Source organism: Methylobacterium gregans (assembly GCF_022179245.1).
Classification (GTDB): Bacteria; Pseudomonadota; Alphaproteobacteria; order Rhizobiales; family Beijerinckiaceae; genus Methylobacterium; species Methylobacterium gregans.
The window spans coordinates 85,427-110,816 of sequence record NZ_BPQM01000030.1 but is presented as its reverse complement, the minus strand read 5'-3'; the positions used below and the strand labels follow the sequence as shown (position 1 = coordinate 110,816).

Genomic DNA, 25,390 nt, shown 5'->3' with positions numbered 1-25,390 from the left:
GGAGCTTCGATGACGCAGGATGGTACGCGGGCTCTGGACGGGCCGGTCGGGCCCTGGCGGGGCGCGGGGCCGCTCGCCCTGTCGGGCATCGGCGTGGTCTGCTTCTGCGTCGCCCTGGCGCTCGCCTGGATGGCCGCCGACACGCTGCTGCTGATCTTCGCGGGCGTCCTGCTGGGCGTCTTCCTCGACGGGCTGACGCGGGGCCTCGGATACGTCCTGCCGATCTCACGGGGCCTGCGGCTGACCCTGGCGAGCCTCGCGCTCGCCGCCGCGGTCGCGGGCTTCGCGGGCCTCGGCGGCGCGACGGTCGCCCAGCAGGGGCGCGACCTCGGCCAGACGGTCAGCACCCAGGCCGGCACCGTGAAGGACTGGCTGCAGCAGCGGGGCATCGACGTGCCGTTTCCCGGCGGCGGGGGCGGCGGGGGCGGCGAGCCGGGCCAGGACCAATCCGGCAAGGACCAGAAGGATTCCGGCCGGGATGCCGGCAAAGGCGGCCTCGGCGGCTTCGCCAGCAGCATCCTGAAGAATTCCGGCTCGCTGATCTCCGACGCGGGCAGCTTCCTGGGCCCCGCCGCGACCGTGGTGCTCGGCCTGTTCAACGCGCTCGGCAACATCGCGGTGATCGTGTTCCTCGGCCTTGCCTTCGCGGCCGATCCCGGCAGCTACCGCGACGGGCTCCTGCGCTTCGTGCCGCCCCGCAAGCGCCCGCGCGGCGCGGCCGTTCTCGACGGCGCGGGCGAGACCCTGCGGCACTGGCTGTTCGGCCAGCTGCTCACCATGACGGTGATCTTCCTCTGCACCTGGGCGGGCCTCGCCTTCCTGGGAATCGGCGGCGCGCTGATCCTCGGGCTACAGGCGGGGCTGCTGGCCTTCGTGCCGACCATCGGCCCGCTGGTAGCGGGCGTGGTGATCTTGCTGGCGAGCCTCGGCTCGGGCCTGAACGGCGTGCTCGGTGCGCTCGGCGTCTACCTCGCGGTGCAGTGCCTGGAGAGCTACGGGCTGACCCCCTTCATCCAGAAGCGGGCGCTGGACATCCCGCCCGCCACCATCTTCGCCGGCCAGCTCCTGCTCGGCGTGATCTTCGGTCTCTGGGGCATCGCGCTGGCGCTGCCCCTGATGGCGGTGATCAAGGTGCTCTTGGAGCAGATCTACGTGGAGGACACGCTGGGCGAGCCGGCCGATGGCTGAGGCCGGCGCCCGCCGCCTGCATCGGCCCCGCGATGGCTCCCATGCGGGCCGGGGGCTCGATTCCGCGCGCGCGAGCGTTTAACGGGCGGCCAACGCTCTTTGCACAACCGGACTTCCGCGATGATCTCGTCCCCCCTGATGACCGTGATGGTCGATGCCGTGCGCAAGGCCTCGCGCGGCCTGCGCCGCGACTTCGGCGAGGTCGAGAACCTTCAGGTCTCGCGCAAAGGCCCGGGCGACTTCGTCTCGGCGGCCGACCGCAAGGCCGAGGAGGTCCTGCGCGACGCCCTGATGAAGGCGCGCCCCGGCTACAGCCTGATCCTGGAGGAGAACGGCCTGATCGAGGGCACCGACAAGAGCCACACTTGGCACGTCGACCCGCTCGACGGCACCTCGAACTTCCTGCACGGCATCCCGCACTTCGCGATCTCGGTCGGTCTCGAGCGCGAGGGCCAGATCGTGGCCGGCGTGATCTACGATCCGGTCAAGGACGAGCTGTTCGTGGCCGAGCGCGGCAAGGGCGCCTACCTCAACAACCGGCGCCTGCGCGTCTCGGGCCGCACCGACATGACGGACGGGCTGGTCGGCTACGGCACACCCTATCTCGGCCGCGGCAACCATCCCCGGCTCCTGCGCGAGGTCGCGGCCGTGATGGCGGTCTCCGGCGGCACCCGCCGCATGGGCTCGGCGGCGCTCGATCTCGCCTACGTCGCCTGCGGGCGCCTCGACGCCTACTGGGAGCGCGACCTGCAGACCTACGATTTCGCCGCGGGCGTGATCCTGGTGCGCGAGGCCGGCGGCTTCGTCACCGCGGCGGACGGGGCGGCCGAGCCCTTGGCCTCCCGTTCGGTCTGTGCCGGCAACGAGACGCTGCAGCGTGAGCTGCTGGCCATCCTGCGCAAGGCGCAGGGCTGAAGTCCCCGAACTCTGGCAAGCCGGCGCGCACTCTGCTCTGAGGCCGCCGCAACAGGATGCTCGCGCCCATGGAAGCCCGCCGTCACGCCGCGCTGAAGGACTCGATCCGTTCGATTCCCGACTACCCGAAGCCGGGCATCGTCTTCCGGGACATCACGACGCTGCTCAGCGACCCGCGCTCCTTCCGCCGCGCGGTCGACTCGCTGGTCCACCCCTTCGCGGGCGGGCGCATCGATCAGGTCGCCGGCATCGAGGCGCGGGGCTTCATCCTGGGGGGAGCGGTCGCCCACCAGCTCTCCTCGGGCTTCGTGCCGATCCGCAAGCGGGGCAAGCTCCCGCACAAGACCGTCTCAATGGCCTACGCGCTGGAATACGGCACCGACGAGATCGAGATTCACGTCGATGCGGTGAAGCCCGGCGACCGGGTGCTGCTGGTAGACGACCTGATCGCCACGGGGGGCACAGCGACCGCCGCGATCAACCTGCTGCGCGGCATGGGGGCCGAGATCGTGGCGGCCTGCTTCGTGATCGATCTGCCGGAGATCGGCGGTGCCCAGCGCCTGCGCGATCTCGGCGTACCGGTCCGGACCCTGATGGAGTTCGAGGGACACTGAGCGCGATTCGGGCGAGGCCCGGCCTGCGCATTCGGACGGGCGCCACGAGCATCGGAGAGCCGTTTCCCGTGCAAGTCGCGAGTGAGCGGCGGCGCGCTTCGATCTTCGGTTGCGATTTTTCTCTGGATCAACCTGAGATCTCCGAAATTTTTCCCGGATTGCTCAGTCCCGCATATTCAAAACCGGTACGGATACTCATAGGGTTTCTCCTGGATGCGCGCAGGGGCGCGCATCGCGAGATCGATCCGATGGTCCACCACGTTGCGGTCGCGCTGCTCGGCGGCTTTCTCACCATCGCTCTCGGCTGGCGGTCGCTCGGCCTCGGCGCCCTGGTGCTGGCGCCGCTCGCTGCCAGTCTCGGCACGCTGGCCGTCGCCGTCCTGCTCGATCACCGCGCCCGCCGGGTCGCGCCCGCCGGCTCCTGGATCCGGGACATCGAGGCCGGCACGCCCAGGACGGTGGCCAACGACCGACGCACGGACCCGGGGGCCCTGTGCCGTCGCCGCGCCTGAGGGCGCTGGCCCTCGACGAAACGTTGACTCCGCCCGACCCTTCCGCCATAAGCCCGCCAGTCGCGTCGAGGCGCCCCGTTCGGGCGCCCTTCGCGTTTGCAGACACTCTCCAGGACGCGTGAAGGTCGGGCACACGGCAGCCGCCGTCCGCGAACGCGCCTCGACCTTGAAGGCATCGCCATGAAGAGAACCTACCAGCCGAGCAAGCTCGTCCGTAAGCGCCGTCACGGCTTCCGCGCCCGCATGGCCACCGCCGGTGGCCGCAAGGTGATCGCGCGCCGTCGCGCCCACGGCCGCAAGCGCCTGTCCGCTTAAGGCGGACCCCCTCGCGGCACCCTCTCGGGTGCCCGCGACCACAGAGGCCAGCGGGGTCGGATCGGCGATGTCGACGATCGAGCGGCTCAGGCGGCGGCCCGATTTCCTGGCGGCGGCCGACGGGCGCCGCTTCCATACCGAGCGCATGACCGGGCAGGGACGACTGCGCGATGCCGCGGTCCCGGACGACCCGAAGGCTCTGCGCGTCGGTTTCACCATCACCAAACGGGTCGGCCACGCCACGGAGCGCAACCGCATCCGGCGGCGCCTGCGCGCGGCGGTGGCGGCCGTCGCGGATGATCTGCCCTCCGTGCCGGCCGACATCGTGCTGATCGCCCGGCGCCCGGCGCTCGACGCGCCCTTCGATACCCTGAAGGACGACCTGCGCCGCGCGGTCTACGCGGTGGTCAAGCCGCGCGGACCCGACACGGGCGCGCGTCCGCGTCGATCGGGCAAGCGTCCGGATCCTGGTGGCGCGCCGGACCAATCCATACCTCACGGTCGCGCGGCGGGTTCCCCCGCTTCGGCCGCGTCTCTCCCGCAACCCCTTCCGAACGCGTGCGGCGGTGTCCCAGATGGGCAATGACAAGACGAACATGATCGTGGCGATCGCCCTGTCGCTCGTCGTGCTCCTCGGCTGGAACTACTTCGTCGCCGCGCCGCGGGTCGAGCAGCAGCGGCAGGCCGCGCTGCAGAACCAGCAGGCGCAGAGCCAGGCGCAGCCCCCCGGCGTCAGTCCGGACGGCGTGCCCTCGCCCGCGCCGAAGGAGGGCGGACCCGCGGCGCCCGTGCCCGGCACGAACCCGTCCGCGCCGGAGCCGCGCGATGCGGTGCTCGCCCGCTCGCCGCGCATCCGCATCGAAACCCCGGCACTCTCGGGCTCGATCGCGCTCAAGGGCGGCCGCATCGACGACGTGAAGCTCAAGGGCTACCACGAAACCGTCGACGACAAGAGCCCGGAGATCGTGCTGTTCTCGCCCGCGGGCACCGAGACGCCGTACTACGCCGAGTTCGGCTGGGTCGGTCAGAACGCCGGTCCGTTGCCGACCAACGACACGCTCTGGACGGCAAGCGGCGAGACGCTCTCGCCCGGCATGCCGATCACGCTGAGCTGGGACAACGGCGCCGGCCTCGTCTTCCGCCGGATCCTCGCGGTCGACGACAAGTTCATGTTCACGGTCCGCGACGAGGTCGAGAACAAGGGCGCGGGCGCGGTGACGCTCTACCCCTACAGCCTCGTCTCGCGCTGGGGCAAGCCGCACACCCAGGGCTACTACGTGCTGCACGAGGGCATGATCGGCGTCCTCGGCAACGACGGCCTCCAAGAATACACCTACGACCACCTCGCGAAGGAGGGCGCCTACGGCGGCGCCAACACCAAGGGCAAAGCGTGGTCGAACGTGACCGGCGGCTTCGTCGGCATCACGGACAAATACTGGGCCGCGGCGGCGATTCCGGACCAGCAGACCCCCTACACCGGCGCCTTCACGGAGCGCACGGACGGCCGCACCCAGGTCTACCAGGCGAGCGTGCGCGCCGACGGCCGCAGCGTCGAGCCCGGCGCCACCCTGGCCTCGACCCAGCGCCTCTTCGCGGGCGCCAAGGAGGTCAACACCATCAACGCCTACGAAAAGAACCTCGGCATCAAGCAGTTCGACCTGATGATCGACTGGGGCTGGTTCCATTTCATCACCAAGCCGATGTTCCGGGCGCTGGACTTCTTCTTCCACCTGTTCGGCAATTTCGGTGTCTCCATCCTCGTCGTGACGGCGATCCTGAAGCTCTTCTTCCTGCCCATCGCCAACCGCTCCTACGTTTCCATGGCCAAGATGAAGGCCGTGCAGCCCGAGATGGCCTCCATTCGGGAGCGGTACAAAGACGATAAGATGAAGCAGCAGCAAGCGATGATGGAGCTGTACAAGAAGGAGAAGATCAATCCGGTCGCCGGCTGCTGGCCTGTGCTGATCCAGATCCCGGTCTTCTTCGCGCTCTACAAGGTGCTGTTCATCACCATCGAGATGCGGCACGCGCCCTTCTTCGGCTGGATCCAGGATCTCGCCGCGCCGGATCCGACGAGCTTCCTCAACCTGTTCGGCCTGCTGCCCTACGCCGCGCCCGATTTCGTGCATCTGGGCATCTGGCCGATCATCATGGGCATCACGATGTTCGTGCAGATGAAGATGAACCCCGCGCCGCCGGATCCGGTCCAGGCGCAGGTCTTCACCTTCATGCCGATCATCTTCACCTTCATGCTCGGCTCGTTCCCGGCCGGTCTGGTGATCTACTGGGCCTGGAACAACACCCTCTCGGTGATCCAGCAATACGTCATCATGCGCCGCAACGGCGTGAAGGTGGAGCTGTGGGACAACCTCAGGGGCACGTTCCGCCGCGGCGCGGGCAAGAACGCCGCCGCCAAGAGCTGAGACGCATTCTGTGACCCAGACGGACGACGACAGGGAGGCCGGCCTCATCGAGGCCGGTCGCCTGCTTTTCGCAGGTGCCGCCGACTTCTACGCCGCCGCCCAGACCCTCGACCGGCTGCCGCCGATGGAGGATGTCGAGATCGCCTTCGCGGGCCGCTCGAATGTCGGCAAGTCGAGCCTGATCAACGCGCTCACCGGCCGGAACACCCTGGCACGCACCTCGCACACGCCGGGCCGGACGCAGCAGCTCAACTTCTTCAAGGTCGGGCCCCGCCTCAGCCTCGTGGACATGCCGGGTTACGGCTACGCCGCGGTCGAGAAGGCGAAGGTCGAGGCCTGGACCAAGCTGATCCATGACTACCTCAAGGGTCGCGTCAACCTCGCCCGGGTCTTCGTGCTGATCGACGCCCGACACGGCCTGAAGAGCCTCGACACCGACGTGCTCGACGGTTTGGACAAGGCGGCGGTGAGCTACCAGATCGTGCTGACCAAGGCGGACGCGCTCAAGAAGTCCGAGGTCGCGAACCGGCTCGCCGGCATCGAGGCGGCGCTCGCCCGGCGCCCGGCAGCCTTCCCGCAGATCATCCTGACCTCCAGCCGCGACGACAGCGGCGTTCCGGAGCTGCGTGCGGCGATCGCCCGGCTCCTGTCGGAGCGCGCCGCGTGAGTATCACCGACCGGCTGATCGTCGCGCTTGCAGCGCTCGCTGGTGGGCTCGGCGTCGCGGCCTCCGCGGCGGCCGCTCATGGGACGGGCAGTGATTCGCTGAAGACCGCCGCGCAGTTCCTGCTCTTCCACGCGCCCGCGATCCTGGCGCTCGCGGCCTTGGGCGGTACGGGCCTGACGCGGGCGCTGCCGACGCGCCTCGCCGCTGTCCTGCTGCTCGTGGGCCTCGCCCTGTTCAGCGGCGACCTCGCGCTGCGGGCGCTCTATACCCGGCCGCTCTTCCCGATGGCCGCGCCGATCGGCGGCACGGCCCTCATGCTCGGATGGCTCGCCGCGGTGATCGCTGCGCTGATCCCTGCGCGGCGCTGAGATCCGTTCCGATCCGCAGCGCTCAGGTTTCCGGGCGCAGGTGCAGCGCGAAGCCGGTCGCTCCCGGCGCGCCGAGTTCCGGGCGCAGCTCCATGCTGGGGATCAGATAGTCGCCCCCGTTCTGGCGCCGGTAGGGAATGGGCGCCGTGTCGGCGAGGCTGCGCATCCGGTCGCGCAGGCGCTCCGCTTCCGTCTCGAACCCGGCCGCGTCGAGCCGGTCGGTGCGGTAGGCCACGAAAGGCGGCAGCACCGCGAAGCCCGGATAGTACAGAACGCCGTGGTTGATCGGGAACAGCAGGTCGTCGATCGGCCCGTTGATGCCGCGCGGCCCGTAATGCTCGGCCCAGCCGCCCGTGGTCACGATCAGCATCGCCCGCTTGCCCGCGAAGGTGCCCTCTCCGTAGCGGTCGCCCCAGCGCCGGTCGCTGTGCTCGCCGACGCCGTAGGCGAAGCCGCAGGCATAGACCCGGTCGACCCAGCCCTTCAGGATCGCCGGCAGGCCGAACCACCAGAGCGGGAATTGCAGGATCACGGCGTCGGCCCAGAGGAGCCGCTCCTGCTCCGTTCTGACGTCGTCGGTGAGTGCACGGGCCGCGAAGGCTCCCTGCGAGGCCGAGGCGACCGAGAGCCGTTCCCCGGGCGCGCGAGCCGGGAAGTCGGCGGCATCGACCGCAGATTTCCAGCCGGCGGCGTAGAGGTCCGAGACCTGCACCGCGTGCCCTTGGGCCCGGAGTTCGGCGACGGCCACGTCGCGGAATGCACCGTTGAGCGAGCGGGGATCGGGATGCGCGAAGACGATAAAGACGTTCATGGCCACCATCGGCTGAGGAAAGAAGCCTCGAGCTAGGCGACGTGCCGTCTATCCGATATCCCGCTGTTCCGAATAGGATTGTGCCGTTTCGTGGATCAATCGTCGGTCACCCTGGAGCGGATGCGCTGCTTCGTGCGCGTGGTCGAGCGCGTCAGCCTCTCGGCAGTCGCGCGTGAGCTCGGGATCGGACAATCGACGGTCACCCGGCAGCTACGAGAGCTTGAGGCCGCACTCGGCATCCGCCTGATCAGCCGCACCACCCGGCGCCTCGCCGTCACCGATGAGGGGCGCCGCTACTATGCGGATTGCCTGGAGATTCTGCGCCGGGTCGAGCGGGCCGGAGAGGCTGTGCGGGACCGGAGCAGCGCGGCGGAGGGGAGAATCCGGATCTCTTGCACGGCCGCACTCGGGGTGCTGCACGTCACGCGGCTCGTCTTCGCCTTCCAGGACCGTCACCCGGGCATCGAGATCGATCTGGGGCTCACCGACGAGCGGATCGACCTCGTGCGCGAGGGCGTCGATCTGGCCCTGAGGCTCGGCCCGCTCGCGGACAGCGCGCTCCGGCTGCGCACCCTCGGGCAAAGCGGGCGCCTGCTCGTCGCGGCCCCGGGCTATCTCGCCGCTCGCGGCCGGCCCCGCGTCCCGGAGGATCTGGCCGAGCACGAGGGCGTACGGATGACGAATGTCGCGGGCAGCGACACGTTGGTGCTGGCGGGGCCGGACGGGGCGCGCCACGCCGTCGCCTTCGGTGGCCGGCTGCGGGTCGACCATGGGCTCGCCGCGCGCGAGGCCTTCGTCGCCGGCCGGGGCATCGGGCCGACGCATCACTGGCTGGTGGCCGACCATCTCGCGGCCGGGCGGCTGGAGCAGGTCCTGCCCGAGTACCGGCTGTCCGCCGTGCCGCTCAGCCTCCTGATCGTGCCGGAGCGGGCGGAGATCGGCCGGGTCCGCTTGCTCGTCGATTATCTCGCTGCGTCCGTCGCCACGATCCCTGGGATCGTCACGCCGCGCCCCGGCCCTGCGGCGCGACTGGCGACAACGCCTCTGAGCTAGGAGGACGCTACTCCGCCGCCGGAAGCGGCTCGGTCCGAGCCCGCTGGCCCTTGCCGCGGGCGGTCTCGTCGAGGGCATCGGTGAACTGGAGTGCGGCGAGCTGCGCGTAGAGCGCGCCCTGCGCCAGCAGGCTCTCGTGCGTGCCCTCCTCGACGATCCGGCCCTCGTCGAGGACGAGGATGCGGTCGGCGGCCCGGATCGTGGCGAGGCGGTGAGCGATGACGAGCGTGGTGCGGCCCCGCATCAGCGTGTCGAGCGCCTGCTGCACGGCGCGCTCCGATTCGGCGTCGAGCGCCGAGGTCGCCTCGTCGAGAAGCAGGATCGGCGCATCCTTCAGGATCGCCCGCGCGATCGCGATGCGCTGGCGCTGGCCGCCGGAGAGCGTCACGCCGCGCTCGCCGATCTGGGTGTGGTAGCCCTGGGGCAGCGCCTCGATGAAGCCGGCCGCGTGGGCGAGCTCGGCGGCGCGGCGCACCTCAGCCTCGCCGGCCTCGGTGCGGCCGTAGCGGATGTTCTCCATGACGGTGCCGGAGAACACGGTCGGGTCCTGCGGCACGAGGGCCATGCGGGCGCGCAACGCCTCCGGGTCGGTCCGGGACACGTCGATGCCGTCGACCAGCACGCGGCCGCCCTGCGGGTCGTAGAAGCGCAGGAGCAGTTGCAGCACCGTGCTCTTGCCGGCGCCCGACGGGCCGACCAGCGCGATGCGCTCGCCGGGCGCGGCGCGGAAATTCAGGCTGTCGAGCGCCGGCTTCTCCTCGCGGGTCGGGTAGGCGAAGCGCACGGCCTCGAAGGTCACGGCGCCGCGGGCCGGGGCGGGAAGGGCGACCGGGTCGGCCGGGCGCCCGATCGCCGGCTCGGCCGCCAGGATCTCGGCGAGCCGCTCGGCGGCGCCGGCCGACTGCGCCATCTCGCCGTAGACCTCGGAGAGCTGGCCGAGCGCGCCCGCGCCGAACACTGCGTAGAGCACGAACTGTGAGAGCTGGCCCGCGCTCATCTGGTGGCTGAGCACCCCTTGGGCCCCGTACCACATCACCGCGACGACGCTCGTCGAGATCAGGAAAATCGCGACCCCCGTGAGCAGCGCCCGCGCCCGGATCGAGTCGCGGGCGGCTCCGTAGGCCTCCTCGGAGGCCTCGGCGAAGCGGGCGGCGGTGGCCTCGGATCGGCCGAAGGCCTGCATGGTGCGCACGGCCCCGACGGCCTCCGCCGCGTAGGCGGAGGCGTCGGCGAGCCGGTCCTGCGCGGCGCGCGAGCGGCGGCGCACGCCGCGGCCCGAGACGATCAGCGGGAAGACGATGAGCGGGATGGCGGCCAGCACCATCACCGAAAGCTTCGGGCTCGTCACCACCATCATGGCGACCGCGCCGATGAACAGGAACAGGTTGCGCAGCAGGATCGAGATCGAGACGCCGAACACCGCCTTCACCTGCGTGGCATCGGCGGTCAGCCGCGACACGATCTCGCCGGACTGGGTGCGGTCGAAGAAGGCCGGGTCGAGCACCGTGAGGCGCGCGAACACGGCGCTGCGCAGGTCCGCCACCACTCGCTCGCCCAAGGTCGTCACCGTGTAGGTGCGCGCGGCCGAGGCCAGCGCCAGGACCGTGACCACGCCGAGCAGCGCCAGGAAATAGGCATCGATGACGGAGGAGCCCTCCGCCGAGAAGCCGTGGTCGATCACCCGGCGCATCGCGATCGGCACAACCAGGGTCGCGGCCGAGGCGGCCACGAGCGCGACGAGCGCCGCCAGCATGCGGCCGCGATAGCGCGCGGCGTAGGGGAGGAGAGGGCGCAGGGCGCTGAGCGATGCCTTGCCGCGGCCCTCGGCCCCGCGTGTCTTCTTACCCATGGCGTTCCGTTCGGGTCCGTCCCTGTGCGAGTGCGCTTGTTCGCGGACGGAGCCTGGGATATATGCGCGGCTTCATCCGATTGCGCGTGTTGAATGGCCGCGGGCCTCTGAGACGGGCCGGTCGGCGTTGCACGAGCCGTTGCCATGAACCCCGGGTTCATTGCAACAATTCCAAGAACACCAGGTCAACCCGGCGGGGGAGGGCGCTTCCCTTCTCCGGACGGCACTGCAGGGACAAAGGTCATGGCGAAGGACGCGGCCGCGAAGGCCAAGGGGACCGAGCACCCCGACTACCACTTCATCAAGGTCGTGATGACCGACGGCAGCGACTACCGGACGCGCTCGACCTACGGCAAGGAAGGCGACACGCTGAACCTCGACATCGACCCGCTCACCCACCCGGCCTGGACCGGCGGCGAGCAGAAGATGCTCGACCGCGGCGGCCGCGTCTCGCGATTCAACTCGCGCTTCGGCAACCTCGTCGGCCGCCGCTGAGGCGGCGCGCCGGCCTTCGGGAGGGCACGAGAAAAAGGGGCGCCTCCGGAAGGAGGCGCCCCTTTTTCATGCCCGCACGGTGCTTCGGGACCCGTGCGTCGGCCTCTCCCCACGCAGAGGGAGAGGGGACGACGGGCATTCCGCAATGGTACTGGCCTCAGTGATGCTGGAAGACCGAGCGGAGCAGGCCCTGCTGGGCCGCCACCGGGCTCTCGCGCGGCACCGGGGCGGGGCGGTCCTCCGAGATCAGGCCGTCGAGGTGCAGGATGCGGCTGTGCAGGCGGCGGGTTCGCAGGATCAGGTTCTGAAGCCGCACCGGCAGCAGGCTGAAGCTCTCGGGCTTCGGCGGCTCGGCGGTGGCGAGGCGGACGCGGTTCTTCTCCTGGAGCGCTTGGCTCGGGGTCAGCTCGCCCTCGGAGACGGCGCGCTGCACCAGGAGCCAGGAGGCCACCTGCATGAGGAGCGTGGTCAGCCGCATGCTCTCGGAGGCGTAGCAGAGCGTGGCATCCCGCGAGATCAGGCGGGATTCCTCGCGGCCCTCGCCATCCAGATAGGCCGCGGTCTCCTCGACCAGAGCCATGCCGTCGCGGAAGAGGGTGCGGAAAGCGTCCGAACTCACGTAAGTCCGGCCGAAATCCACCCAGTCGCGCTCGTCGCGGAACGTGACGTCTAAGCCGTTCATCTTGCCTCCTGAACCCGAACCCGGCTCGGTCCGCGTCCCGCCCTGGGACCTGCGCGCCGATCTCGTGGCCGCCGACGCAAACCTAACGCCCGGACAGGCGGTCCGGTAACGAAAGCTAAACATAGCGTTAACGCATGCGGGGCGCAGCCGGTCCGATCAAGATCGGCGCCTGCCTTGAGGCCGCCATCTAAGATCGCAGCCGCGTGAAACGAGGCTGTTGTCCCATGTTGAGACGATTGCCCGCTGCGCTGCCCCGGTCGGTGTGCTAGGAAGATGCATCTCAGCCCGGATGGAGCGACGTGGCATGGTGCTCGAACCGCTGGCCACCGCCGGTCTGCTGATCCAAGTCCACGCCGCCGCCGCGCCCGCCGCGGTAGGGCTCGGCGCCGCGCAGTTCGCTCTGCCAAAGGGCGGGCGGCGCCACAAGGTCGTCGGCTATTTCTGGGTCGGCCTGCTGGCCCTCGTCGCGCTGAGTTCTTTCGGCATCAGCGGGCTCCGGCAGGTCGGCCCGTTCAGCTGGATCCACGGGCTGTCGCTGTTCACTCTGGCGACGCTCGTCCTCGCCGTCGGGCTCGCCCGCCGGGGCCACGTTGCGGCCCACCACTGGACGATGTTCGGCCTGTTCCTCGGAGCCCTGTTGATCACCGGACTGTTCACGCTGGTACCGGGGCGCGTGATGCACCGCGTTCTATTCGGCTGAGCACCAAGGTGCGGTAAATCTGCCACGGCCACGCTTGGCCGCCCGGTCCGTGCCCCGAGCGGGGCCGTGCCGGGTGCGCCGCCGCACCCGCGCGCCACATTCTGGCCGGGTCCCCATGGGTTCTTAACCGTACCCAGATACCCCGGCGACAAGGGGCGCGGCGGGCGATCCGGCCTGCCGCACCCGTTCTCGCCTTCCGACGGACAGAGCCACCGGCCCATGCTGAAACTGGCAACCCTGCGGGTCTCCACCAGCCTCGCGCTCCTCGCCACCGCCGCCACCGTGGGGGGCGCCCTCGCCCGCGATCCGGGCGGCTTCGCCCAGGCCGAGTGGGCGCAGGACTACGCCTCACCCGCCGCCATGCAGGTGCAGCGCTCGTCGACCCCGATCCTGTCGCCCCAGACCGTGGCGACGACCGAGCAGATGGTCGAGCGCTACAAGGACATCGTGGCCCGCGGCGGCTGGCGGCAGGTCAGCGGTGCCGATCGCCTGCGCATCGGCGCGAAAGGGCCGGCGGTCGCGGCCGTCCGCCAGCGCCTCATTGTGACGGGCGATCTCGACGCGGCCGCCGGCAACTCGGGCGTCTACGATTCCTACGTCGCGGCCGGCGTGAAGCGCTTCCAGGCCCGTCACGGCCTCAGCCAGACCGGCGCCATGAGCCTCGCCACACAGCAGGCCATGAACGTGCCGGCCGATATCCGCCTGCGCCAGCTCGAGATCAACGCGGTGCGCCTGCGCTCCTACTCGGGCAACCTCGGCAACCGCTTCGTCATCACCAACATCCCGGCGGCTCTCGTCCAGACGGTCGAGAACGGGCAGGTCGTGACGCTGCACGCCGCCGGCGTCGGCAAGATCGACCGCCAGTCGCCGATCATGAACACCAAGGCGACGCAGATCAATTTCAACCCGACCTGGACGGTCCCGGCTTCCATCGTGAAGAAGGACCTGATCCCGAAGATGCAGAAGGATCCGAACTACCTCACCGACAACAAGATCCGCATCCTCTCGGGTGCCGGCGAGGTTTCGCCGAAGTCGGTGAACTGGTTCTCGGACGAGGGCACGCGCTACACCTACCGACAGGATTCGGGCGCCGACTTCAACTCGATGGGCATCGTGCGGATCAACATCCCGAACCCCTACGGCGTGTTCATGCACGACACGAACACCAAGGGCGTGTTCGGCGACGATTTCCGCTTCATCTCCTCGGGCTGCGTGCGCGTGCAGAACGTGCGCGAGTACATCACGTGGCTCCTGAAGGACACGCCCGGCTGGGGCCGTGACCAGGTCGAGCAGGCGATCGAGAGCGGCAAGCGCATCGACGCGACGCTGACCCAGCCGGTGCCGGTCTACTGGACCTACATCACCGCCTGGTCGACCCCGGACGGGCTCGTGCAGTTCCGCGACGACATCTACAAGCGCGACGGCGTCAACGTGCCCTCGACGATCAGCGCGCCGACCCCGGTCGCCAGCGCCGAATCGACCATGCCGGAGACCTTCGAGCCCGGCGACGAGGAGGCGAACTGAGGCCTCCGGCCTCGGCGCATTCAACAAGAGGCCTGCACGTCGACGGCGTGCGGGCCTCTCTCGCTTTGGGGCCGGTGCGCGGGATCAGGCCGCGAGTTGGCGGGCCTCGTGACGGCCCTCCTTCACCTCCTCGATGATCTTGGCCACGAAGGCGTCGAGGTCGCCCGGATTGCGGCTGGTGATGATGCCCTGGTCGGTCACGACCGCCTCGTCGTGCCAGCGCCCGCCCGCGTTGATCACGTCCGTCCTGATCGAGCTGAACGAGGTAACGTCGCGCCCCTTCACGGCGCCGGTCTCGATCAGCAGCCAGGGCGCGTGGCAGATCGCGGCGACCACCTTGCCGGAGGTGAGGAAGCCCTTGATCACGTCCAGCGCCCTCGGCTCGAGACGCAGCTTGTCCGGATTGATCTGGCCGCCCGGCAGGACGAGCACGTCGTAGGCGGAGGCGTCGACCGCCTCCAGATCGTGATCGACGGCGACATTCTTGCCCCAGTCGGTCTTGTCCCAGCCGCGGATCGATTCCTTGGCCTCGCGGGATTTCGGGGCGACGACGTGCACCGTGGCACCTGCCGCCCGTAGCTTGCTCAGCGGCACTGTCAGCTCGGTCTCCTCGAAGCCGTCGGTGGCGAGGATCAGAACCTTGGACTGCTTGATGTCGGGCATGGCGGGCTCTCCCGTTCCGTCGTTGAACTGGACGGGCAACGGGAGCGGCGCGGCGACGTTCCGCGCAGGAGGGGTGTGGCTCTTCTGCGTCAACCTCAGGCCGGAACAGGCGGCCGGCGGCGGCCGTTAGCCCGCACGTTCCCGACAGCCAGGAGATCCGCGCATGGCCAATCCCGGCCTTCCGACGCCCGACCCCACGCCCGGCGACCTGCCGCCGCCACCCCAGCCCGACGAGCTGCCGGATATCGGCCCGACTGGGCCGCGTACGCCCTATCCGGTCAACGATCCGGGCATCGGCGAGCCGGGCGGACCGGGCTCCGAGCCGGACGTCTTCCCCGGCAGCCCGACCGATCCCGGTGTGCGGATGTAAGGATACGGTCCTCCTCTCCCTCGCGGGGAGGAGCTTTTTCGTTGTGTCGCGGCCTCAGTGTCCGCCGTGCGAGGCGCGCACGTCGCGCGGCGCGCTCAGGATCTCGGCGAGGCTCGTCGCCACGTGGCGGGCCTCCTCGTCTGTCAGCCGGAGCTGGAAGGGCGGCAGTGCCCCCGCTTGCAGTGCGACCACGGCCTGGCCCTGCTCGTCGGTCCCGACCTCGATCGCCGAGGAGGTGACGTCGAGCATTGCGACCTCCTCGTCGCTCAGATCCTCCGGCAGTTCCGGTTCCTCCGAGTCGTCGATCGCGGTGAGCAGCTGGCCGACCGCCCGCACGAGGGCACGGGCGGCGCGCGCGTCCATCACCACGGCGGTTGCCTGATCGTCCTTCTGGAAGGAGAGCTGGATGTTCGCCCCCTCCAACGAAACCGAGATGCCTGCCATGGATCGCCTAACTGCCTGAACGCGTACCATATATGCACCGCGCCGCCCGCGATTCACAGGGCCGCGCTGCAGCCCCCGGCGCGAACGCCGCGGGTCGACATGGAAATTGGATGGCCCCCTCGCCTTGCTGCGGCCGCAAGGACCTCCTAGATATGTCCTCGGAGGGCCACTGATCGAGACCGGCGCTTTTGAAGGTTCAGCGTCTCGCGCCCTGCCTGCTCTGCAAGACTTTCGAAGACGAAGCGACGAGCGTCCTCGGGCGCACGAACCCTCGTCTTATGGACGATACGAGGTACTATACGTGAATACCGGCACCGTGAAGTGGTTCAACGAGACCAAGGGCTACGGCTTCATCCAGCCCGATGACGGCGGCAAGGACGTGTTCGTCCACATCTCCGCTGTCGAGCGCGCTGGGCTGCGTAACCTCGTCGAGGGGCAGAAGCTCTCCTACGAGATCGTAGCCGACAAGCGCAGCGGCAAGGAAGCGGCAGGCAACCTCCAGGCGGCCTGACACACCTCCCGCGGCTCTCGAAATCGGAGCCTGCTCACGCGGCCGAAACCCGGCCGAAGCCCTCCGACGCTGCCGTCCCGACGCGTTTCACGCGGGACCGGTCGCGCCGGACGGACGATAACAGAAGAAACTGAGCGCAGGGGCCGGATGACGGACAAGACCTGCGCCGGACATGGGATAGAACAAGAAAAGACATGCAGTTTGAGTACACGCGCCTCAAGAGCGCACGGTCGCCCGTCACCGACGCGCCGACCTTCCGGGTCAAGACCCTGAACGAAGCCTCCCGTGCCGGGCGAAAGGCCGACCTCTCTCACCTGATCGATCGCAGCTACGGCTACCATTCGCCGCGTGAGCTGCGCTGGCACCTCGCCGAGCGCCTCGGCCTCGCACCCGACAGCGTCCGGTTGCACGAGACCGCGATCTGACCGGCCCCGCCTCCCTCAACCGCCCGTCTGCCAAGCCGACAAGGCCTGCGCACGGAGCGCGTCCGTGACGGCGACGAGTTCGCCGTGCACGGGCTCCGGCCGGTTGTAGACCGGCATCCGTCCCTCGCGGTCGCGAACGCTTCCGCCGGCCTCGCGCAAGACGAGATCCGCCCCCGCTAGATCCCAGTCCCGCGCATTCGCGGTGATCAGGCCGAGGTCGATCGCGCCCTCGGCGACCCGCGCCAGCCGCAGGGCCAGTGAGGGAATGCGCTCGATCATCGTGAAATCCGGCTGCGCGCCGGTCCGTGACACGCCGCGCTCCAGCCGGTCGAACATCGGCTTCGGGCCGGTCACGCGTGCGCCGGGCAACTCCGCCTGTGCGGAGACCCGGATCGGCTGCCCGTTGCAGGTGGCGCCCTGTCCGCGCACGGCCTCGTAGGCTTTTCCGCAGATGGGCGCGTGCACGAAGCCGATGAGCGGTTCTCCAGCCGACAGCAGCGCCACCGCGATCGACCAGTCGGGGTGCCCCGACAGGAAGGCGCGGGTGCCGTCGATCGGGTCGACGATCCAGACGAGGTCGCGCCCGATCCGGGCATGGTCGTCCGCCGTCTCCTCCGAGAGCCATGCGGCCTGCGGCACCAGCTCGCTCAGGCGGATCTTCAGGAAGGTGTCGACGGCGACGTCCGCCTCCGTCACCGGCGAACCGCCGGCCTTCGACCAGACCCGCGCTGACGTATGGTCGCCCTGACGGAAGAACGGCAGGGCGAGATCCGCCGCCTCGCGGAGGACGCCGCGCAGGGCGGGCATCAGCGCGGACACGGAATCGGCGGAGATCGGGTCAGGCATCCGTGATCCGGTTCGGGCCGGCCCCAAAGCGGCGCGACGATCCCTGGGGCGGACCGGACGACACGGGGACGGAGAGGGTTGGGCCAGTGAGACTGGCATGCCCACTGTTCTAAGATGCGGTGCGAAGGGCCACAAGCAGCGCGAGGCGCTTCTCGCATCGCCCGAATCCCTCGTATCGGGGCAAGGAAGCGTTGAGCATTCCACCAGCAAGCCCCAGGTCCAGATTCGCTTAACGCTGGCTCTTAAGGTCATCGAGGGAGGTGAGGGGCCAATCTGCTCTGCATAACGGACGGTCCGACAGAGATCGCCACTTGCAACAGGGCATCGAACCGATGAACACCTTCGAAACCATGGCGAGCTCTCACGAGATCCACTGCCAGGACGGTGCCGCGGCCCCGGTCTGGCCCGCCGCCTTCCCGGCGCTCCCGGTGTTCGGCGCCGCGCAGCAGGGCTCCAAGCCTGCCGGCGTCGCGCTGGCCTTCGCGGGCGACGCCAGCGAAGCCAGCGGCGAGGACTGGTTCATGCTGGCGCTGGTCGATGCCGAGGGCCGGGTCTTCGATCAGCTGGGCCCGTTCTGCGAGGAGGAGGTGGTGGCCGTGTGGCGCGACATCGCCCAGAAGGCCGGCCTCGCCCGGATGATCGTGCGTGAGGACGGCGTGCTCTGCCCCGTCTCGCAGCAGCTCGGCCAGCTCGCGCTGGGCAAGACCCGGATGCGCCGCCGCCACGGCTCGCTCTGCGACCGGCGCCCGCGCTTCCTCGTCCGCCGCAAGACCGGCCGCCTGCCGGCCCGTCCGCTGATCCACCGGGGCGAGAAGGAGATCATCGCCCGGACCTGAGAGCGGATCGACCGGGGTGTCAGTACAGCCAGCCGAGCGCGACCGTGTCTGCGGCGAGCCCGGCGAACAGGATGAGGCCGGCGCCGCGATTGGCCCGGAACAAGGCGAGGGCCCCGCGCCCGTCGCGCTCTCGTAGCGACCAGACCTGCCAGGCGAGATGGCCCGCGAAGGCCAGGACGCCCAGCCAGGCGAGCGGCCCGCCGCCAGCGCCCCGCACGGCGAGCGCGATGCAGAGCACGGCGAGCCCGTAGCACAACCCCACGGCGAGCTTCAGCCGGTCGCCGAACAGCCGGGCCGAGGAGCGGATCCCGGCAATCTCGTCGTCCTCGATGTCTTGCACGGCATAGATCGTGTCGTAGCCGATCACCCAGGCGACGCTGCCCGCGTAGAGCAGCAGGGCGGGCGCGCCGAGGGTGCCGAACACCGCGACCCAACCCATCAGCGCCCCCCAGGCGAAGGCGAGGCCGAGGACGGCCTGCGGCATCGACATCACCCGCTTCATGAACGGGTAGATCGCCACCGGCGCCAGTGAGCACAGGCCGACCAGGATTGCCGTGCCGTTGAACTGCAGCAGCACCGCGAGGCCGACCAGCGCCTGCGCGATCAGGAACAGGGCCGCCGCCCGAGGGCGGACCTGCCCCGAGGGGAGCGGGCGCGAGCGCGTGCGCTCGACCTGCGCGTCGAGGTCGCGGTCGGCGATGTCGTTGTAGGTGGAGCCCGCCCCGCGCATCGCCACGGCACCGACGAGGAAGAGCACGAGGTGCCAGGGGTCGGGCCAGGGATGGTCGGCCCGCGTCGCGGCAAGCGCGGCGGACCACCAGCAGGGCAGCAGCAGCAGCCACCAGCCGATGGGACGATCGATGCGGGCTAACCGCAGGTAAGGGCGGGTAGCCCGCGGGGCGAGCCGGTCAACCCAGTGTCCCGCCACCGCGTCCGCGACGCGCCCGTCCGCGGGGCCGCTCACGCCGTGCGCCGCGCGCACCGGAGGATCAGAGCGCGCCCTGCGGCATCTTGAACGAACCGGTCAGGCCGGGTCCGCCGAGCAGGCCGCCGCCGCCGCCATTCGCCGCCTGGGCGCGGGCCTGCGCCTCCATCTTGGCGGCCTGGGCGGCCATGCCGCAGACCTTGGTGCGGACCTCGCCGACCTTCTGGTTGTCGGCCTTGAACCCCTGCGCGAACGAGTCGGGGATCGAGCACCATTCCTTGTTGGACTCGATCCACTTGATGCCGGAGACGCCGTTCTGCTGCAGCTTGCCGAACAGGGCACAGGCTTCCTGGGGCGTCATCTTCTTCTTCGAGGTCGAGGCGGCGTTCGCCTTCGCGACCAGGGCCTTGCGCTCCTCCAACGTCTTCTGGATCGCGCCGCAATCGCTCGACTGCGCCAGGGCGGCGGCGCCCCAGAGGGTGCTGGCGGCCAACGCCGTCGCGGCCAGTACGCAGGTCCTGAATGCCATAGCCTAGACTCCTGAGGTCCTTCGGGCCGTATCCCTGTGGCCGTTTCGGGCGCCGGAGCCCGGCCGGAACGGCGTCCGTGTTCTTGGGGTCCGGTTCGCCACAGGAATGTGGCGTCAATCAAGACGCGGTGAGCGGCTGCCAACCGCGAAGGCACGAAGGGTTGCCGCACAGCGCGCGGTTCTGGCTGAAAAAGCCTCACTGTAGCCATTTGGCAACGCTTTGGTGCTCCGGCGCGCCCCGCGTTGACAGGCGCCGCGCCCCGCGCGACCAGACGGGCATGGCGGCCTACGATTTCACCGCGCCCCGGCTCCACGTCGCGGCGGATCTCCATGTGGGCGCCAGCCTGCCCCTCGACCGGGCGCAGGCGAACTATCTGCTGAACGTGCTGCGCCGGAAGCCCGAGGACCCGGTCCTGCTCTTCAACGGGCGCGACGGCGAGTGGCGGGCGAGCCTCGTGCCCTCGGGCCGCAAGAGCGCCGACCTGGCCGTGCTGGAGCGGACGCGGCCCCAGACGGCGGCTTCCGACCTGCACTACCTGTTCGCGCCCCTGAAGAGCGCGCGGCTCGATTACCTCGCCCAGAAGGCCGTCGAGATGGGCGCGGGCGCGATCCGTCCGGTCTTCACCCGCTACACGCAAGGGGAACGGATCAACCTAGAGCGTCTCGGGGCGAACGTCGTGGAGGCCGCTGAGCAGTGCGGCATTCTGGCGATTCCGGCGGTCGCCGAGCCCGCGCGCCTGCCCGAGGCGCTGGCGGACCTCGCGTCGGAGCGCCTGCTGGTCTTCTGCGACGAGGACGCGCCCGTCGCCGATCCGGTCGCGGCGCTTCGCGGGGCGACTGACCCGGCCGCACCGCCTCCGCTCGCCGTGCTGGTCGGCCCGGAGGGCGGTTTCGCGCCCGAGGAACGGGAGTTGATCGCGGCCCGCCCGAACACCGTCGCACTCTCCCTCGGGCCCCGCATCCTGCGGGCCGACACCGCGGCGGTCGCGGTGCTGGCCCTGGTCCAGGCCGTGCTCGGCGATGCCCGATAGCGGCTGACAAGTCCCGGATCCCAAAGATCCGTGACCTTCGGCGGGTCCAGGGCGGAGCCCTAGCGGTTCGGCAGGGCCGATCGGGGCACCGCCCCGAGGCCCTTCGGGATCCCCGTTCCGGTTGGAGCTTGGCCGTGTGCGCGGACGCACATAGCCATGTCCACGCGGCCTCGTTGGGCGGAAACGGCGCGGCAGGGTCGCATTCGTCCGCGTTGTCGCGCCTTGCCGGGTGGATTAAGCGCACGACATCCCGTTCAACGGGCCGGGATACTGGACTCGCCGGAGCGCCCGGCGCGCTTCCACCCATCGCAGACGACGACGCACGGGCAGAAGGCGCATGGCGCGCGATACCTCCGACACCACCCCGCTCACCACGCGCGCCGAGTTGATCGCGTGGTTCGCCGAAGGCGAGAAACCGCGCGAGCAGTTCCGCATCGGCACGGAGCACGAGAAGATCCCGTTCTACCGGGCGGACAACGCGCCTGTGCCCTATGCGGGCGAGCGCGGCATCCGGGCGTTGCTCGAGGGCCTGCGCCGGGAGACCGGCTGGGAGCCGATCATCGATCTCGGCAACATCATCGGCCTGCACGCGGAAGAGGGCGGCGCCATCTCGATCGAGCCCGGCGGGCAGTTCGAGCTCTCGGGCGCGGCCCTCCCGGATGTGCACGCCACCGTGCGGGAGCTCGACGAGCACCTCGCCGCCACGAAGCGGGCCGCCGATCCCCTCGGCATCGGCTTCCTCGACCTCGGCATGAGCCCGAAATGGCGGCGCGAGGAGACGCCCGTCATGCCCAAGAGCCGCTACAAGATCATGGCGGGCTACATGCCGAAGGTGGGGCAGCTCGGCCTCGACATGATGCTGCGCACCGCGACCGTGCAGGTGAACGTCGACTTCGCTTCCGAGGCCGACATGGTGAGGAAGCTGCGCGCCTCGCTCGCCCTGCAGCCGGTGGCGACCGCGCTCTTCGCCAACTCGCCCTTCACCGACGGGCGCCCGAACGGCTTCCTCTCGCGCCGCTCCGAGATCTGGCGCGACACCGATGCCGACCGCACCGGCATGCTGGGCTTCGCTTTCGAGGCGGGCTTCGGCTACGAGGGCTACGTCGACTGGTTGCTCGACATGCCGATGTACTTCGTCAAGCGTGGCGACACCTACCACGACGTCTCGGGCGCCTCGTTCCGCGATCTGATGGCCGGCAAGCTGCCCCAGCTGCCCGGCGAGTACGCGACCGTCTCGGACTGGGCGAACCACGCCTCGACCGCCTTCCCGGAGGTGCGCCTGAAGCGCTTCCTTGAGATGCGTGGTTCCGATGTCGGCGGCCCGGACATGATCGCCGCGCAGGCCGCCTTCTGGACCGGGCTCCTCTACGACGAGGCCGCTCTCGACGCTGCGCTCGACCTCACGAAGGGCTGGAGCGCGCAGGGGCGGGAGGCCATGCGCGCCACGGCGCCGCGCCTCGGCCTCGCCACGCCGGTCTGCGGGCGCAGCCTCGGGGGAGTCGCGGCGGAGGCCCTGGCCATCGCCCGCGCCGGCCTCCAGGCCCGCGCCCGCCGGGACGCCGCGGGCCGCGACGAGACGATCTACCTGCAGCCGCTGGAGGCCATCGTCGCCGCCGGCCGCTCGCGCGCGGAGGATCGGCTCTCCGCCTACGAGGGCTCCTGGCAGCGCTCGGTCGAGCCTGCCTTCGAGGCCTGCATCTTCTGATCCGGCGGCCCTCCCGGCAGCCGCGCGCGATGTGCGGTCGCGCACGTTTCCGAGCCTGCGACGGTACGGGCTGGAACGAGACGGCCGCGCCCGCCGTTTCCTGGGACCTTCCCATGCTCAGGAGATCGCGATCATGTCGCGCTTCATGACTCTCGCTCTGGCCGGTGTCACGGCGCTCGGGACCTCGGTCGGTGCCGTTCAGACCGCGCAGGCAGCCCCGCTTCCGGCCCTGTCGGGCCATCAGGTCGGCGGCGCCAATACCGCGGTCGACCACGTCGGCTGGCGGCGCGGCTACTACGGCGGCGGCTACGGCTGGCGCGGCGGTTACGGCGGCTACGGCTACCGGGGCTACGGCTATCGCCGCAATGTCGGCGGCGCGCTCGCGGCCGGCGCGGCCCTTGGCCTGATCGGCGGCGCCATCGCGGCGAGCGCGGCCCCGCGCTACGGCTACTACGGCGGCGGTTACGGCTACGGCTACCCGGCCTACGGTTACGCTCCGGTCGGCTACGGTTACGGCTACGGCTACCCGGCCTATGGCGGCTACTACGGCTACGGCTGGTAAGGCTGACAGCCGGCACCGGACCCTCTAGGAAGCCCCGTCGGCGCGCCGCGCCGGCGGGGTTTTTCGCGTGCGGTCATGGCGGACGGCGTCGATCTGGATCTGACGGGCCTGAAATGCCCCTTGCCCGTCCTGCGGGCGCGGAAGGCCCTGCGGATGCTCGCCCCCGGCGCGCACCTCACCCTCACCTGCACCGATCCGATGGCGGCCATCGACATTCCGAACCTTCTACGGGAGGACGGCCACAGCCTTGTGTCGAGCGCTCGCGAGGGCGGCGTGCTCCGCTTCTCCATCCGCCGCGGGCCCGATCCTTCCGGATGATCGCTGCCCCGACACGGAATCGCGACGGTTTCTTCCAGGGTTCGCGATGACGCCGCATTCCTGAGCCATGCGCTCCTCGCAGCGCTGAGGACGAACGGCAGGAATTTCGGGCATATGGCACCCTATATCGGCGGCACCCGCCTCATCCACGACGGCTGGGCCCGCTTCCTCGTCGCCGAGGTGACGATGGAGGACGGCACGCGCGTGAAGCGCGAGATCGAGGATCACGGGCGTGCGGTCGCGGTCCTGCCCTACGATCCGGTTCGGCGCACCGCCGTGCTGATCTCGCAGTTCCGGGCGCCCGTCCTCTACGCCGACGGTCCCCCCGAGATGATCGAGGCCCCGGCCGGCATCCTCGACGAGGGCAATCCCGAGGATGGCGCCCGTCGCGAGGCCTTCGAGGAGACCGGGCTGCGGCTGGACGCGCTCGAGCTCGTGACGAGCGCCTGGACCGCACCCGGCATCTCGACCGAGCGGATGGACCTGTTCCTCGCCCCCTATTCGGAGGCCGACAAGGCCGGGCCCGGCGGCGGCCTCGCCGAGGAGCACGAGGCGATCACCGTGCACGAGCTGCCGCTCGCCGAGGTCGCGGCGATGAGCGAGCGCGGCACCATCACGGACCTGAAGACCCTGGTGCTGGTCTACGCGCTGCGGTTGAGGCACCCGGAGCTGTTCGCGGAGCGTTGAGAGGCGGGCCGCCTCAGCGTCGCCGGCCGCCCGTCCCTCGTACGGGCCTTCGCGGCACCGGGACCTCCAGTGGCGGCTCGTCCGGGAACATCTCGTCCGCGTCCGGCTCCCTCGGCACATCGACCGTTCGCGGGCGCGGCTTCGGCACGGGGCGGAAGCGGGGCGGGGGTTCGACCACCACCTCTGGCTCGTCGAATACGGCGAGCAGCGGCATCGGCGGCGGCTCCTTCTTCGGGCGGCCGCGCGGCTTCTTCTCGGGCTCCGGCTGCGGGTCGAAGGCATGGGCCAGGACCTTGCGCATCAGGCCGGGCAGCGGCTCCTCGGGCAGGTCCCGCCTGGGCGTGAAGCGCATCCCCGGAGGTGGCGACGTGTTCAGGGCGACGCGGGCCAGGAACACCGTCAGCTCCAGCGGGAAATGGGTGAAGCCGTGCCGCACAAGGCCCGGCAGGCGCTTCCACCGGGCATCGAGCGGCGCGTCGAGGAGTGCGCCCGCCGGATCGTACTCCGTCTCCCACGCGCTCGTCGGCGGCTCGGCCATGTTGCCGAGAAGCCCTTCCGGAGGCCGCGTGCGCAGCAGGACCGCCTCGTCGCCCGCGCGCACCACCACGAAGGCGGCGCCGCGCCGGAGCGCCCCCTTCACCGCCTTGATCTTGCGCGGGAACGTCTCCTGCGTGCCCGCTGCCCGAGCATGACAGGGCGCGAGCCATGGGCAGAGGGCGCAGGCGGGCCGCTTCGGCGTGCAGATCGTGGCGCCGAGATCCATCAGCGCCTGCGCGAAGTCGCCGGGCCGTTCGGCAGGTACCAGGGCCTGCGTCAGGCGCCGGATCTCCGTCCGCGCCCCGGGCAGCGGCGCCTCGACCGCGTAGAGGCGGCTCATCACCCGCTCGACATTGCCGTCGACGGCGGCTTCCGCGCGGTCGAAGGCGATCGCCGCGATGGCGCCCGCCGTGTAAGCACCGATGCCGGGCAGCTTGCGCAGCCCTTCCGCCGTGTCGGGAAAGGATCCGGCGGTCGCGACCGCCTTCGCGCAGGCGTGCAGGTTGCGCGCACGCGAATAGTAGCCGAGCCCGGCCCACGCCGACATCACCGCCTCCTCGGGCGCCGCCGCCAGCGCCTCGATGTCGGGAAATCGCGCCAGGAATTTCTCGAAGTACGGCCGCACCGCCGCAATCGTGGTCTGCTGCAGCATCACCTCGGAGAGCCAGACCCGGTAGGGGTCGGGCGTCTCGCCGGCGAGCGCCCGCCAGGGCAGGACGCGGCGGTGCCGGTCGTACCAGGCGAGGAGGTCGGCCGCGCGGGCGGGCGGTAGGCCCGGGTCGGACGGTTCGGGCGCAGGCATCCAGGCGGTGATAGCCGGTGCCGGGGCCCGTTCAAAGGGCTGCCGCGTTAACCATCGGCGGGTTACACTCGGGATGTGGCCGC

General features: G+C 70.3%; 31 protein-coding genes. 22 read left to right on the top strand and 9 right to left on the bottom strand.

What is annotated here, in order from left to right:
• Nucleotides 1–9 precede the first annotated feature (9 nt).
• From MFF54_RS08090 to MFF54_RS08050, 9 genes are all read left to right on the top strand, one after another.
• Nucleotides 10–1,188, top strand: coding sequence for an AI-2E family transporter (locus MFF54_RS08090; RefSeq protein WP_238302143.1), 1,179 nt, complete (start codon nucleotides 10–12; stop codon nucleotides 1,186–1,188).
• A gap of 120 nt (nucleotides 1,189–1,308) precedes the next feature.
• On the top strand, nucleotides 1,309–2,103 hold the full coding sequence (locus MFF54_RS08085) for an inositol monophosphatase family protein (protein WP_066919993.1): 795 nt from the start codon (nucleotides 1,309–1,311) through the stop codon (nucleotides 2,101–2,103).
• Between the two features lie 68 nt (nucleotides 2,104–2,171).
• Nucleotides 2,172–2,717: an adenine phosphoribosyltransferase gene (locus MFF54_RS08080; protein WP_066919991.1), complete on the top strand. Its 546-nt coding sequence runs from the start codon at nucleotides 2,172–2,174 to the stop codon at nucleotides 2,715–2,717.
• 248 nt (nucleotides 2,718–2,965) lie between these two features.
• Nucleotides 2,966–3,229, top strand: a complete 264-nt coding sequence (locus MFF54_RS08075) for a hypothetical protein (RefSeq protein ID WP_238302102.1) — start codon at nucleotides 2,966–2,968, stop codon at nucleotides 3,227–3,229.
• A 180-nt stretch (nucleotides 3,230–3,409) separates the two neighbouring features.
• A complete protein-coding gene (rpmH, locus tag MFF54_RS08070) occupies nucleotides 3,410–3,544 on the top strand; it encodes a 50S ribosomal protein L34 (protein ID WP_007558110.1) in 135 nt (44 codons plus the stop codon).
• 67 nt (nucleotides 3,545–3,611) lie between these two features.
• Entirely contained in the window at nucleotides 3,612–4,130 is a 519-nt protein-coding gene (gene rnpA, locus MFF54_RS08065) for a ribonuclease P protein component (protein WP_238302101.1), read from the top strand.
• Nucleotides 4,120–5,967 (top strand): membrane protein insertase YidC, encoded by a 1,848-nt coding sequence (yidC, locus tag MFF54_RS08060; RefSeq protein ID WP_238302100.1) that lies wholly within the window; start codon nucleotides 4,120–4,122, stop codon nucleotides 5,965–5,967. Before rnpA ends, yidC begins: the two co-directional genes overlap by 11 nt.
• A gap of 10 nt (nucleotides 5,968–5,977) precedes the next feature.
• The gene (gene yihA / locus MFF54_RS08055; RefSeq protein WP_238302099.1) at nucleotides 5,978–6,634 is read left to right on the top strand and encodes a ribosome biogenesis GTP-binding protein YihA/YsxC; all 657 of its coding nucleotides are present in this window, start codon (nucleotides 5,978–5,980) and stop codon (nucleotides 6,632–6,634) included.
• Nucleotides 6,631–7,002, top strand: coding sequence for a DUF423 domain-containing protein (locus tag MFF54_RS08050; RefSeq protein ID WP_238302098.1), 372 nt, complete (start codon nucleotides 6,631–6,633; stop codon nucleotides 7,000–7,002). The genes yihA and MFF54_RS08050 overlap by 4 nt, the downstream gene beginning before the upstream one ends.
• A 22-nt stretch (nucleotides 7,003–7,024) precedes the next feature.
• Here MFF54_RS08050 and MFF54_RS08045 read toward each other — a convergent pair whose 3' ends face one another.
• On the bottom strand, nucleotides 7,025–7,813 hold the full coding sequence (locus tag MFF54_RS08045) for an NAD(P)H-dependent oxidoreductase (protein ID WP_238302097.1): 789 nt from the start codon (nucleotides 7,811–7,813) through the stop codon (nucleotides 7,025–7,027).
• A gap of 90 nt (nucleotides 7,814–7,903) precedes the next feature.
• On the opposite strand from MFF54_RS08045, the gene MFF54_RS08040 reads away from it, so the two are divergent.
• Complete coding sequence (locus MFF54_RS08040; RefSeq protein ID WP_238302096.1) at nucleotides 7,904–8,866, top strand: LysR family transcriptional regulator; 963 nt, start codon at nucleotides 7,904–7,906, stop codon at nucleotides 8,864–8,866.
• A 7-nt stretch (nucleotides 8,867–8,873) separates the two neighbouring features.
• On the opposite strand, the gene MFF54_RS08035 is transcribed toward MFF54_RS08040, so the two are convergent.
• Nucleotides 8,874–10,715: an ABC transporter transmembrane domain-containing protein gene (locus MFF54_RS08035; protein ID WP_238302095.1), complete on the bottom strand. Its 1,842-nt coding sequence runs from the start codon at nucleotides 10,713–10,715 to the stop codon at nucleotides 8,874–8,876.
• Between the two features lie 243 nt (nucleotides 10,716–10,958).
• Between MFF54_RS08035 and rpmE the strand changes: the two genes are divergently transcribed.
• Nucleotides 10,959–11,210 carry a 50S ribosomal protein L31 gene (gene rpmE / locus MFF54_RS08030; RefSeq protein WP_066924693.1) on the top strand — a complete coding sequence of 84 codons (252 nt, stop codon included), beginning with the start codon at nucleotides 10,959–10,961 and terminating at the stop codon, nucleotides 11,208–11,210.
• Nucleotides 11,211–11,367: 157 nt separating this feature from the next.
• Here the strand turns inward: rpmE and rcdA are convergent, their stop codons facing one another.
• Nucleotides 11,368–11,892, bottom strand: a complete 525-nt coding sequence (rcdA, locus tag MFF54_RS08025) for a protease adaptor protein RcdA (RefSeq protein ID WP_238302094.1) — start codon at nucleotides 11,890–11,892, stop codon at nucleotides 11,368–11,370.
• Between the two features lie 304 nt (nucleotides 11,893–12,196).
• On the opposite strand from rcdA, the gene MFF54_RS08020 reads away from it, so the two are divergent.
• Both MFF54_RS08020 and MFF54_RS08015 read left to right on the top strand, forming a co-directional pair.
• The gene (locus tag MFF54_RS08020; RefSeq protein ID WP_238302093.1) at nucleotides 12,197–12,592 is read left to right on the top strand and encodes a DUF2306 domain-containing protein; all 396 of its coding nucleotides are present in this window, start codon (nucleotides 12,197–12,199) and stop codon (nucleotides 12,590–12,592) included.
• A 219-nt stretch (nucleotides 12,593–12,811) separates the two neighbouring features.
• Complete coding sequence (locus MFF54_RS08015; protein ID WP_238302092.1) at nucleotides 12,812–14,116, top strand: L,D-transpeptidase family protein; 1,305 nt, start codon at nucleotides 12,812–12,814, stop codon at nucleotides 14,114–14,116.
• Between the two features lie 84 nt (nucleotides 14,117–14,200).
• Here the strand turns inward: MFF54_RS08015 and MFF54_RS08010 are convergent, their stop codons facing one another.
• Complete coding sequence (locus MFF54_RS08010; protein WP_238302091.1) at nucleotides 14,201–14,779, bottom strand: type 1 glutamine amidotransferase domain-containing protein; 579 nt, start codon at nucleotides 14,777–14,779, stop codon at nucleotides 14,201–14,203.
• Nucleotides 14,780–14,942: 163 nt separating this feature from the next.
• Here MFF54_RS08010 and MFF54_RS08005 point away from each other — a divergent pair, with 163 nt between their 5' ends.
• Entirely contained in the window at nucleotides 14,943–15,149 is a 207-nt protein-coding gene (locus tag MFF54_RS08005) for a hypothetical protein (protein ID WP_238302090.1), read from the top strand.
• 54 nt (nucleotides 15,150–15,203) lie between these two features.
• On the opposite strand, the gene MFF54_RS08000 is transcribed toward MFF54_RS08005, so the two are convergent.
• Complete coding sequence (locus tag MFF54_RS08000; protein ID WP_238302089.1) at nucleotides 15,204–15,593, bottom strand: hypothetical protein; 390 nt, start codon at nucleotides 15,591–15,593, stop codon at nucleotides 15,204–15,206.
• Between the two features lie 301 nt (nucleotides 15,594–15,894).
• Here MFF54_RS08000 and MFF54_RS07995 point away from each other — a divergent pair, with 301 nt between their 5' ends.
• Nucleotides 15,895–16,104, top strand: a complete 210-nt coding sequence (locus tag MFF54_RS07995; RefSeq protein ID WP_066918608.1) for a cold-shock protein — start codon at nucleotides 15,895–15,897, stop codon at nucleotides 16,102–16,104.
• A 194-nt stretch (nucleotides 16,105–16,298) separates the two neighbouring features.
• Nucleotides 16,299–16,529, top strand: coding sequence for an AsnC family transcriptional regulator (locus tag MFF54_RS07990; RefSeq protein ID WP_238302088.1), 231 nt, complete (start codon nucleotides 16,299–16,301; stop codon nucleotides 16,527–16,529).
• Between the two features lie 15 nt (nucleotides 16,530–16,544).
• On the opposite strand, the gene MFF54_RS07985 is transcribed toward MFF54_RS07990, so the two are convergent.
• Entirely contained in the window at nucleotides 16,545–17,375 is an 831-nt protein-coding gene (locus tag MFF54_RS07985) for an inositol monophosphatase family protein (RefSeq protein ID WP_238302087.1), read from the bottom strand.
• A 332-nt stretch (nucleotides 17,376–17,707) separates the two neighbouring features.
• Between MFF54_RS07985 and MFF54_RS07980 the strand changes: the two genes are divergently transcribed.
• A complete protein-coding gene (locus tag MFF54_RS07980) occupies nucleotides 17,708–18,211 on the top strand; it encodes a DUF6101 family protein (protein ID WP_238302086.1) in 504 nt (167 codons plus the stop codon).
• Between the two features lie 19 nt (nucleotides 18,212–18,230).
• Here the strand turns inward: MFF54_RS07980 and ubiA are convergent, their stop codons facing one another.
• Together ubiA and MFF54_RS07970 are read right to left on the bottom strand one after the other, a co-directional pair.
• On the bottom strand, nucleotides 18,231–19,175 hold the full coding sequence (gene ubiA / locus MFF54_RS07975; protein ID WP_238302085.1) for a 4-hydroxybenzoate octaprenyltransferase: 945 nt from the start codon (nucleotides 19,173–19,175) through the stop codon (nucleotides 18,231–18,233).
• Nucleotides 19,176–19,200: 25 nt separating this feature from the next.
• Nucleotides 19,201–19,665 (bottom strand): hypothetical protein, encoded by a 465-nt coding sequence (locus MFF54_RS07970; RefSeq protein ID WP_238302084.1) that lies wholly within the window; start codon nucleotides 19,663–19,665, stop codon nucleotides 19,201–19,203.
• Between the two features lie 278 nt (nucleotides 19,666–19,943).
• On the opposite strand from MFF54_RS07970, the gene MFF54_RS07965 reads away from it, so the two are divergent.
• The 5 genes from MFF54_RS07965 to MFF54_RS07945 all read left to right on the top strand — a co-directional run bounded on the left by MFF54_RS07965 (nucleotide 19,944) and on the right by MFF54_RS07945 (nucleotide 23,968).
• On the top strand, nucleotides 19,944–20,696 hold the full coding sequence (locus tag MFF54_RS07965) for a 16S rRNA (uracil(1498)-N(3))-methyltransferase (protein ID WP_238302083.1): 753 nt from the start codon (nucleotides 19,944–19,946) through the stop codon (nucleotides 20,694–20,696).
• A 337-nt stretch (nucleotides 20,697–21,033) separates the two neighbouring features.
• A complete protein-coding gene (locus MFF54_RS07960) occupies nucleotides 21,034–22,401 on the top strand; it encodes a glutamate--cysteine ligase (RefSeq protein ID WP_238302082.1) in 1,368 nt (455 codons plus the stop codon).
• Between the two features lie 133 nt (nucleotides 22,402–22,534).
• Nucleotides 22,535–22,963 (top strand): hypothetical protein, encoded by a 429-nt coding sequence (locus tag MFF54_RS07955; RefSeq protein ID WP_238302081.1) that lies wholly within the window; start codon nucleotides 22,535–22,537, stop codon nucleotides 22,961–22,963.
• A 75-nt stretch (nucleotides 22,964–23,038) separates the two neighbouring features.
• A complete protein-coding gene (locus tag MFF54_RS07950; protein WP_238302080.1) occupies nucleotides 23,039–23,281 on the top strand; it encodes a sulfurtransferase TusA family protein in 243 nt (80 codons plus the stop codon).
• Between the two features lie 114 nt (nucleotides 23,282–23,395).
• Complete coding sequence (locus MFF54_RS07945) at nucleotides 23,396–23,968, top strand: NUDIX domain-containing protein (RefSeq protein ID WP_238302079.1); 573 nt, start codon at nucleotides 23,396–23,398, stop codon at nucleotides 23,966–23,968.
• A 13-nt stretch (nucleotides 23,969–23,981) separates the two neighbouring features.
• Here the strand turns inward: MFF54_RS07945 and mutY are convergent, their stop codons facing one another.
• Nucleotides 23,982–25,307 (bottom strand): A/G-specific adenine glycosylase, encoded by a 1,326-nt coding sequence (mutY, locus tag MFF54_RS07940; RefSeq protein ID WP_238302078.1) that lies wholly within the window; start codon nucleotides 25,305–25,307, stop codon nucleotides 23,982–23,984.
• Nucleotides 25,308–25,390: the final 83 nt, after the last annotated feature.

Bases quoted from the DNA above. Each gene is read 5' to 3' on its own strand.
- MFF54_RS08090 (WP_238302143.1), top strand. From the start codon at position 10: ATGACGCAGGATGGTACGCGGGCTCTGGACGGGCCGGTCGGGCCCTGG.
- MFF54_RS08085 (WP_066919993.1), top strand. From the start codon at position 1,309: ATGATCTCGTCCCCCCTGATGACCGTGATGGTCGATGCCGTGCGCAAG.
- MFF54_RS08080 (WP_066919991.1), top strand. From the start codon at position 2,172: ATGGAAGCCCGCCGTCACGCCGCGCTGAAGGACTCGATCCGTTCGATT.
- MFF54_RS08075 (WP_238302102.1), top strand. From the start codon at position 2,966: ATGGTCCACCACGTTGCGGTCGCGCTGCTCGGCGGCTTTCTCACCATC.
- rpmH (WP_007558110.1), top strand. From the start codon at position 3,410: ATGAAGAGAACCTACCAGCCGAGCAAGCTCGTCCGTAAGCGCCGTCAC.
- rnpA (WP_238302101.1), top strand. From the start codon at position 3,612: ATGTCGACGATCGAGCGGCTCAGGCGGCGGCCCGATTTCCTGGCGGCG.
- yidC (WP_238302100.1), top strand. From the start codon at position 4,120: ATGGGCAATGACAAGACGAACATGATCGTGGCGATCGCCCTGTCGCTC.
- MFF54_RS08045 (WP_238302097.1), bottom strand. From the start codon at position 7,813: ATGAACGTCTTTATCGTCTTCGCGCATCCCGATCCCCGCTCGCTCAAC.
- MFF54_RS08035 (WP_238302095.1), bottom strand. From the start codon at position 10,715: ATGGGTAAGAAGACACGCGGGGCCGAGGGCCGCGGCAAGGCATCGCTC.
- rpmE (WP_066924693.1), top strand. From the start codon at position 10,959: ATGGCGAAGGACGCGGCCGCGAAGGCCAAGGGGACCGAGCACCCCGAC.
- rcdA (WP_238302094.1), bottom strand. From the start codon at position 11,892: ATGAACGGCTTAGACGTCACGTTCCGCGACGAGCGCGACTGGGTGGAT.
- MFF54_RS08020 (WP_238302093.1), top strand. From the start codon at position 12,197: ATGGTGCTCGAACCGCTGGCCACCGCCGGTCTGCTGATCCAAGTCCAC.
- MFF54_RS08015 (WP_238302092.1), top strand. From the start codon at position 12,812: ATGCTGAAACTGGCAACCCTGCGGGTCTCCACCAGCCTCGCGCTCCTC.
- MFF54_RS08010 (WP_238302091.1), bottom strand. From the start codon at position 14,779: ATGCCCGACATCAAGCAGTCCAAGGTTCTGATCCTCGCCACCGACGGC.
- MFF54_RS08005 (WP_238302090.1), top strand. From the start codon at position 14,943: ATGGCCAATCCCGGCCTTCCGACGCCCGACCCCACGCCCGGCGACCTG.
- MFF54_RS08000 (WP_238302089.1), bottom strand. From the start codon at position 15,593: ATGGCAGGCATCTCGGTTTCGTTGGAGGGGGCGAACATCCAGCTCTCC.
- MFF54_RS07990 (WP_238302088.1), top strand. From the start codon at position 16,299: ATGCAGTTTGAGTACACGCGCCTCAAGAGCGCACGGTCGCCCGTCACC.
- MFF54_RS07985 (WP_238302087.1), bottom strand. From the start codon at position 17,375: ATGCCTGACCCGATCTCCGCCGATTCCGTGTCCGCGCTGATGCCCGCC.
- MFF54_RS07980 (WP_238302086.1), top strand. From the start codon at position 17,708: ATGAACACCTTCGAAACCATGGCGAGCTCTCACGAGATCCACTGCCAG.
- MFF54_RS07970 (WP_238302084.1), bottom strand. From the start codon at position 19,665: ATGGCATTCAGGACCTGCGTACTGGCCGCGACGGCGTTGGCCGCCAGC.
- MFF54_RS07965 (WP_238302083.1), top strand. From the start codon at position 19,944: ATGGCGGCCTACGATTTCACCGCGCCCCGGCTCCACGTCGCGGCGGAT.
- MFF54_RS07960 (WP_238302082.1), top strand. From the start codon at position 21,034: ATGGCGCGCGATACCTCCGACACCACCCCGCTCACCACGCGCGCCGAG.
- MFF54_RS07955 (WP_238302081.1), top strand. From the start codon at position 22,535: ATGTCGCGCTTCATGACTCTCGCTCTGGCCGGTGTCACGGCGCTCGGG.
- MFF54_RS07950 (WP_238302080.1), top strand. From the start codon at position 23,039: ATGGCGGACGGCGTCGATCTGGATCTGACGGGCCTGAAATGCCCCTTG.
- MFF54_RS07945 (WP_238302079.1), top strand. From the start codon at position 23,396: ATGGCACCCTATATCGGCGGCACCCGCCTCATCCACGACGGCTGGGCC.
- mutY (WP_238302078.1), bottom strand. From the start codon at position 25,307: ATGCCTGCGCCCGAACCGTCCGACCCGGGCCTACCGCCCGCCCGCGCG.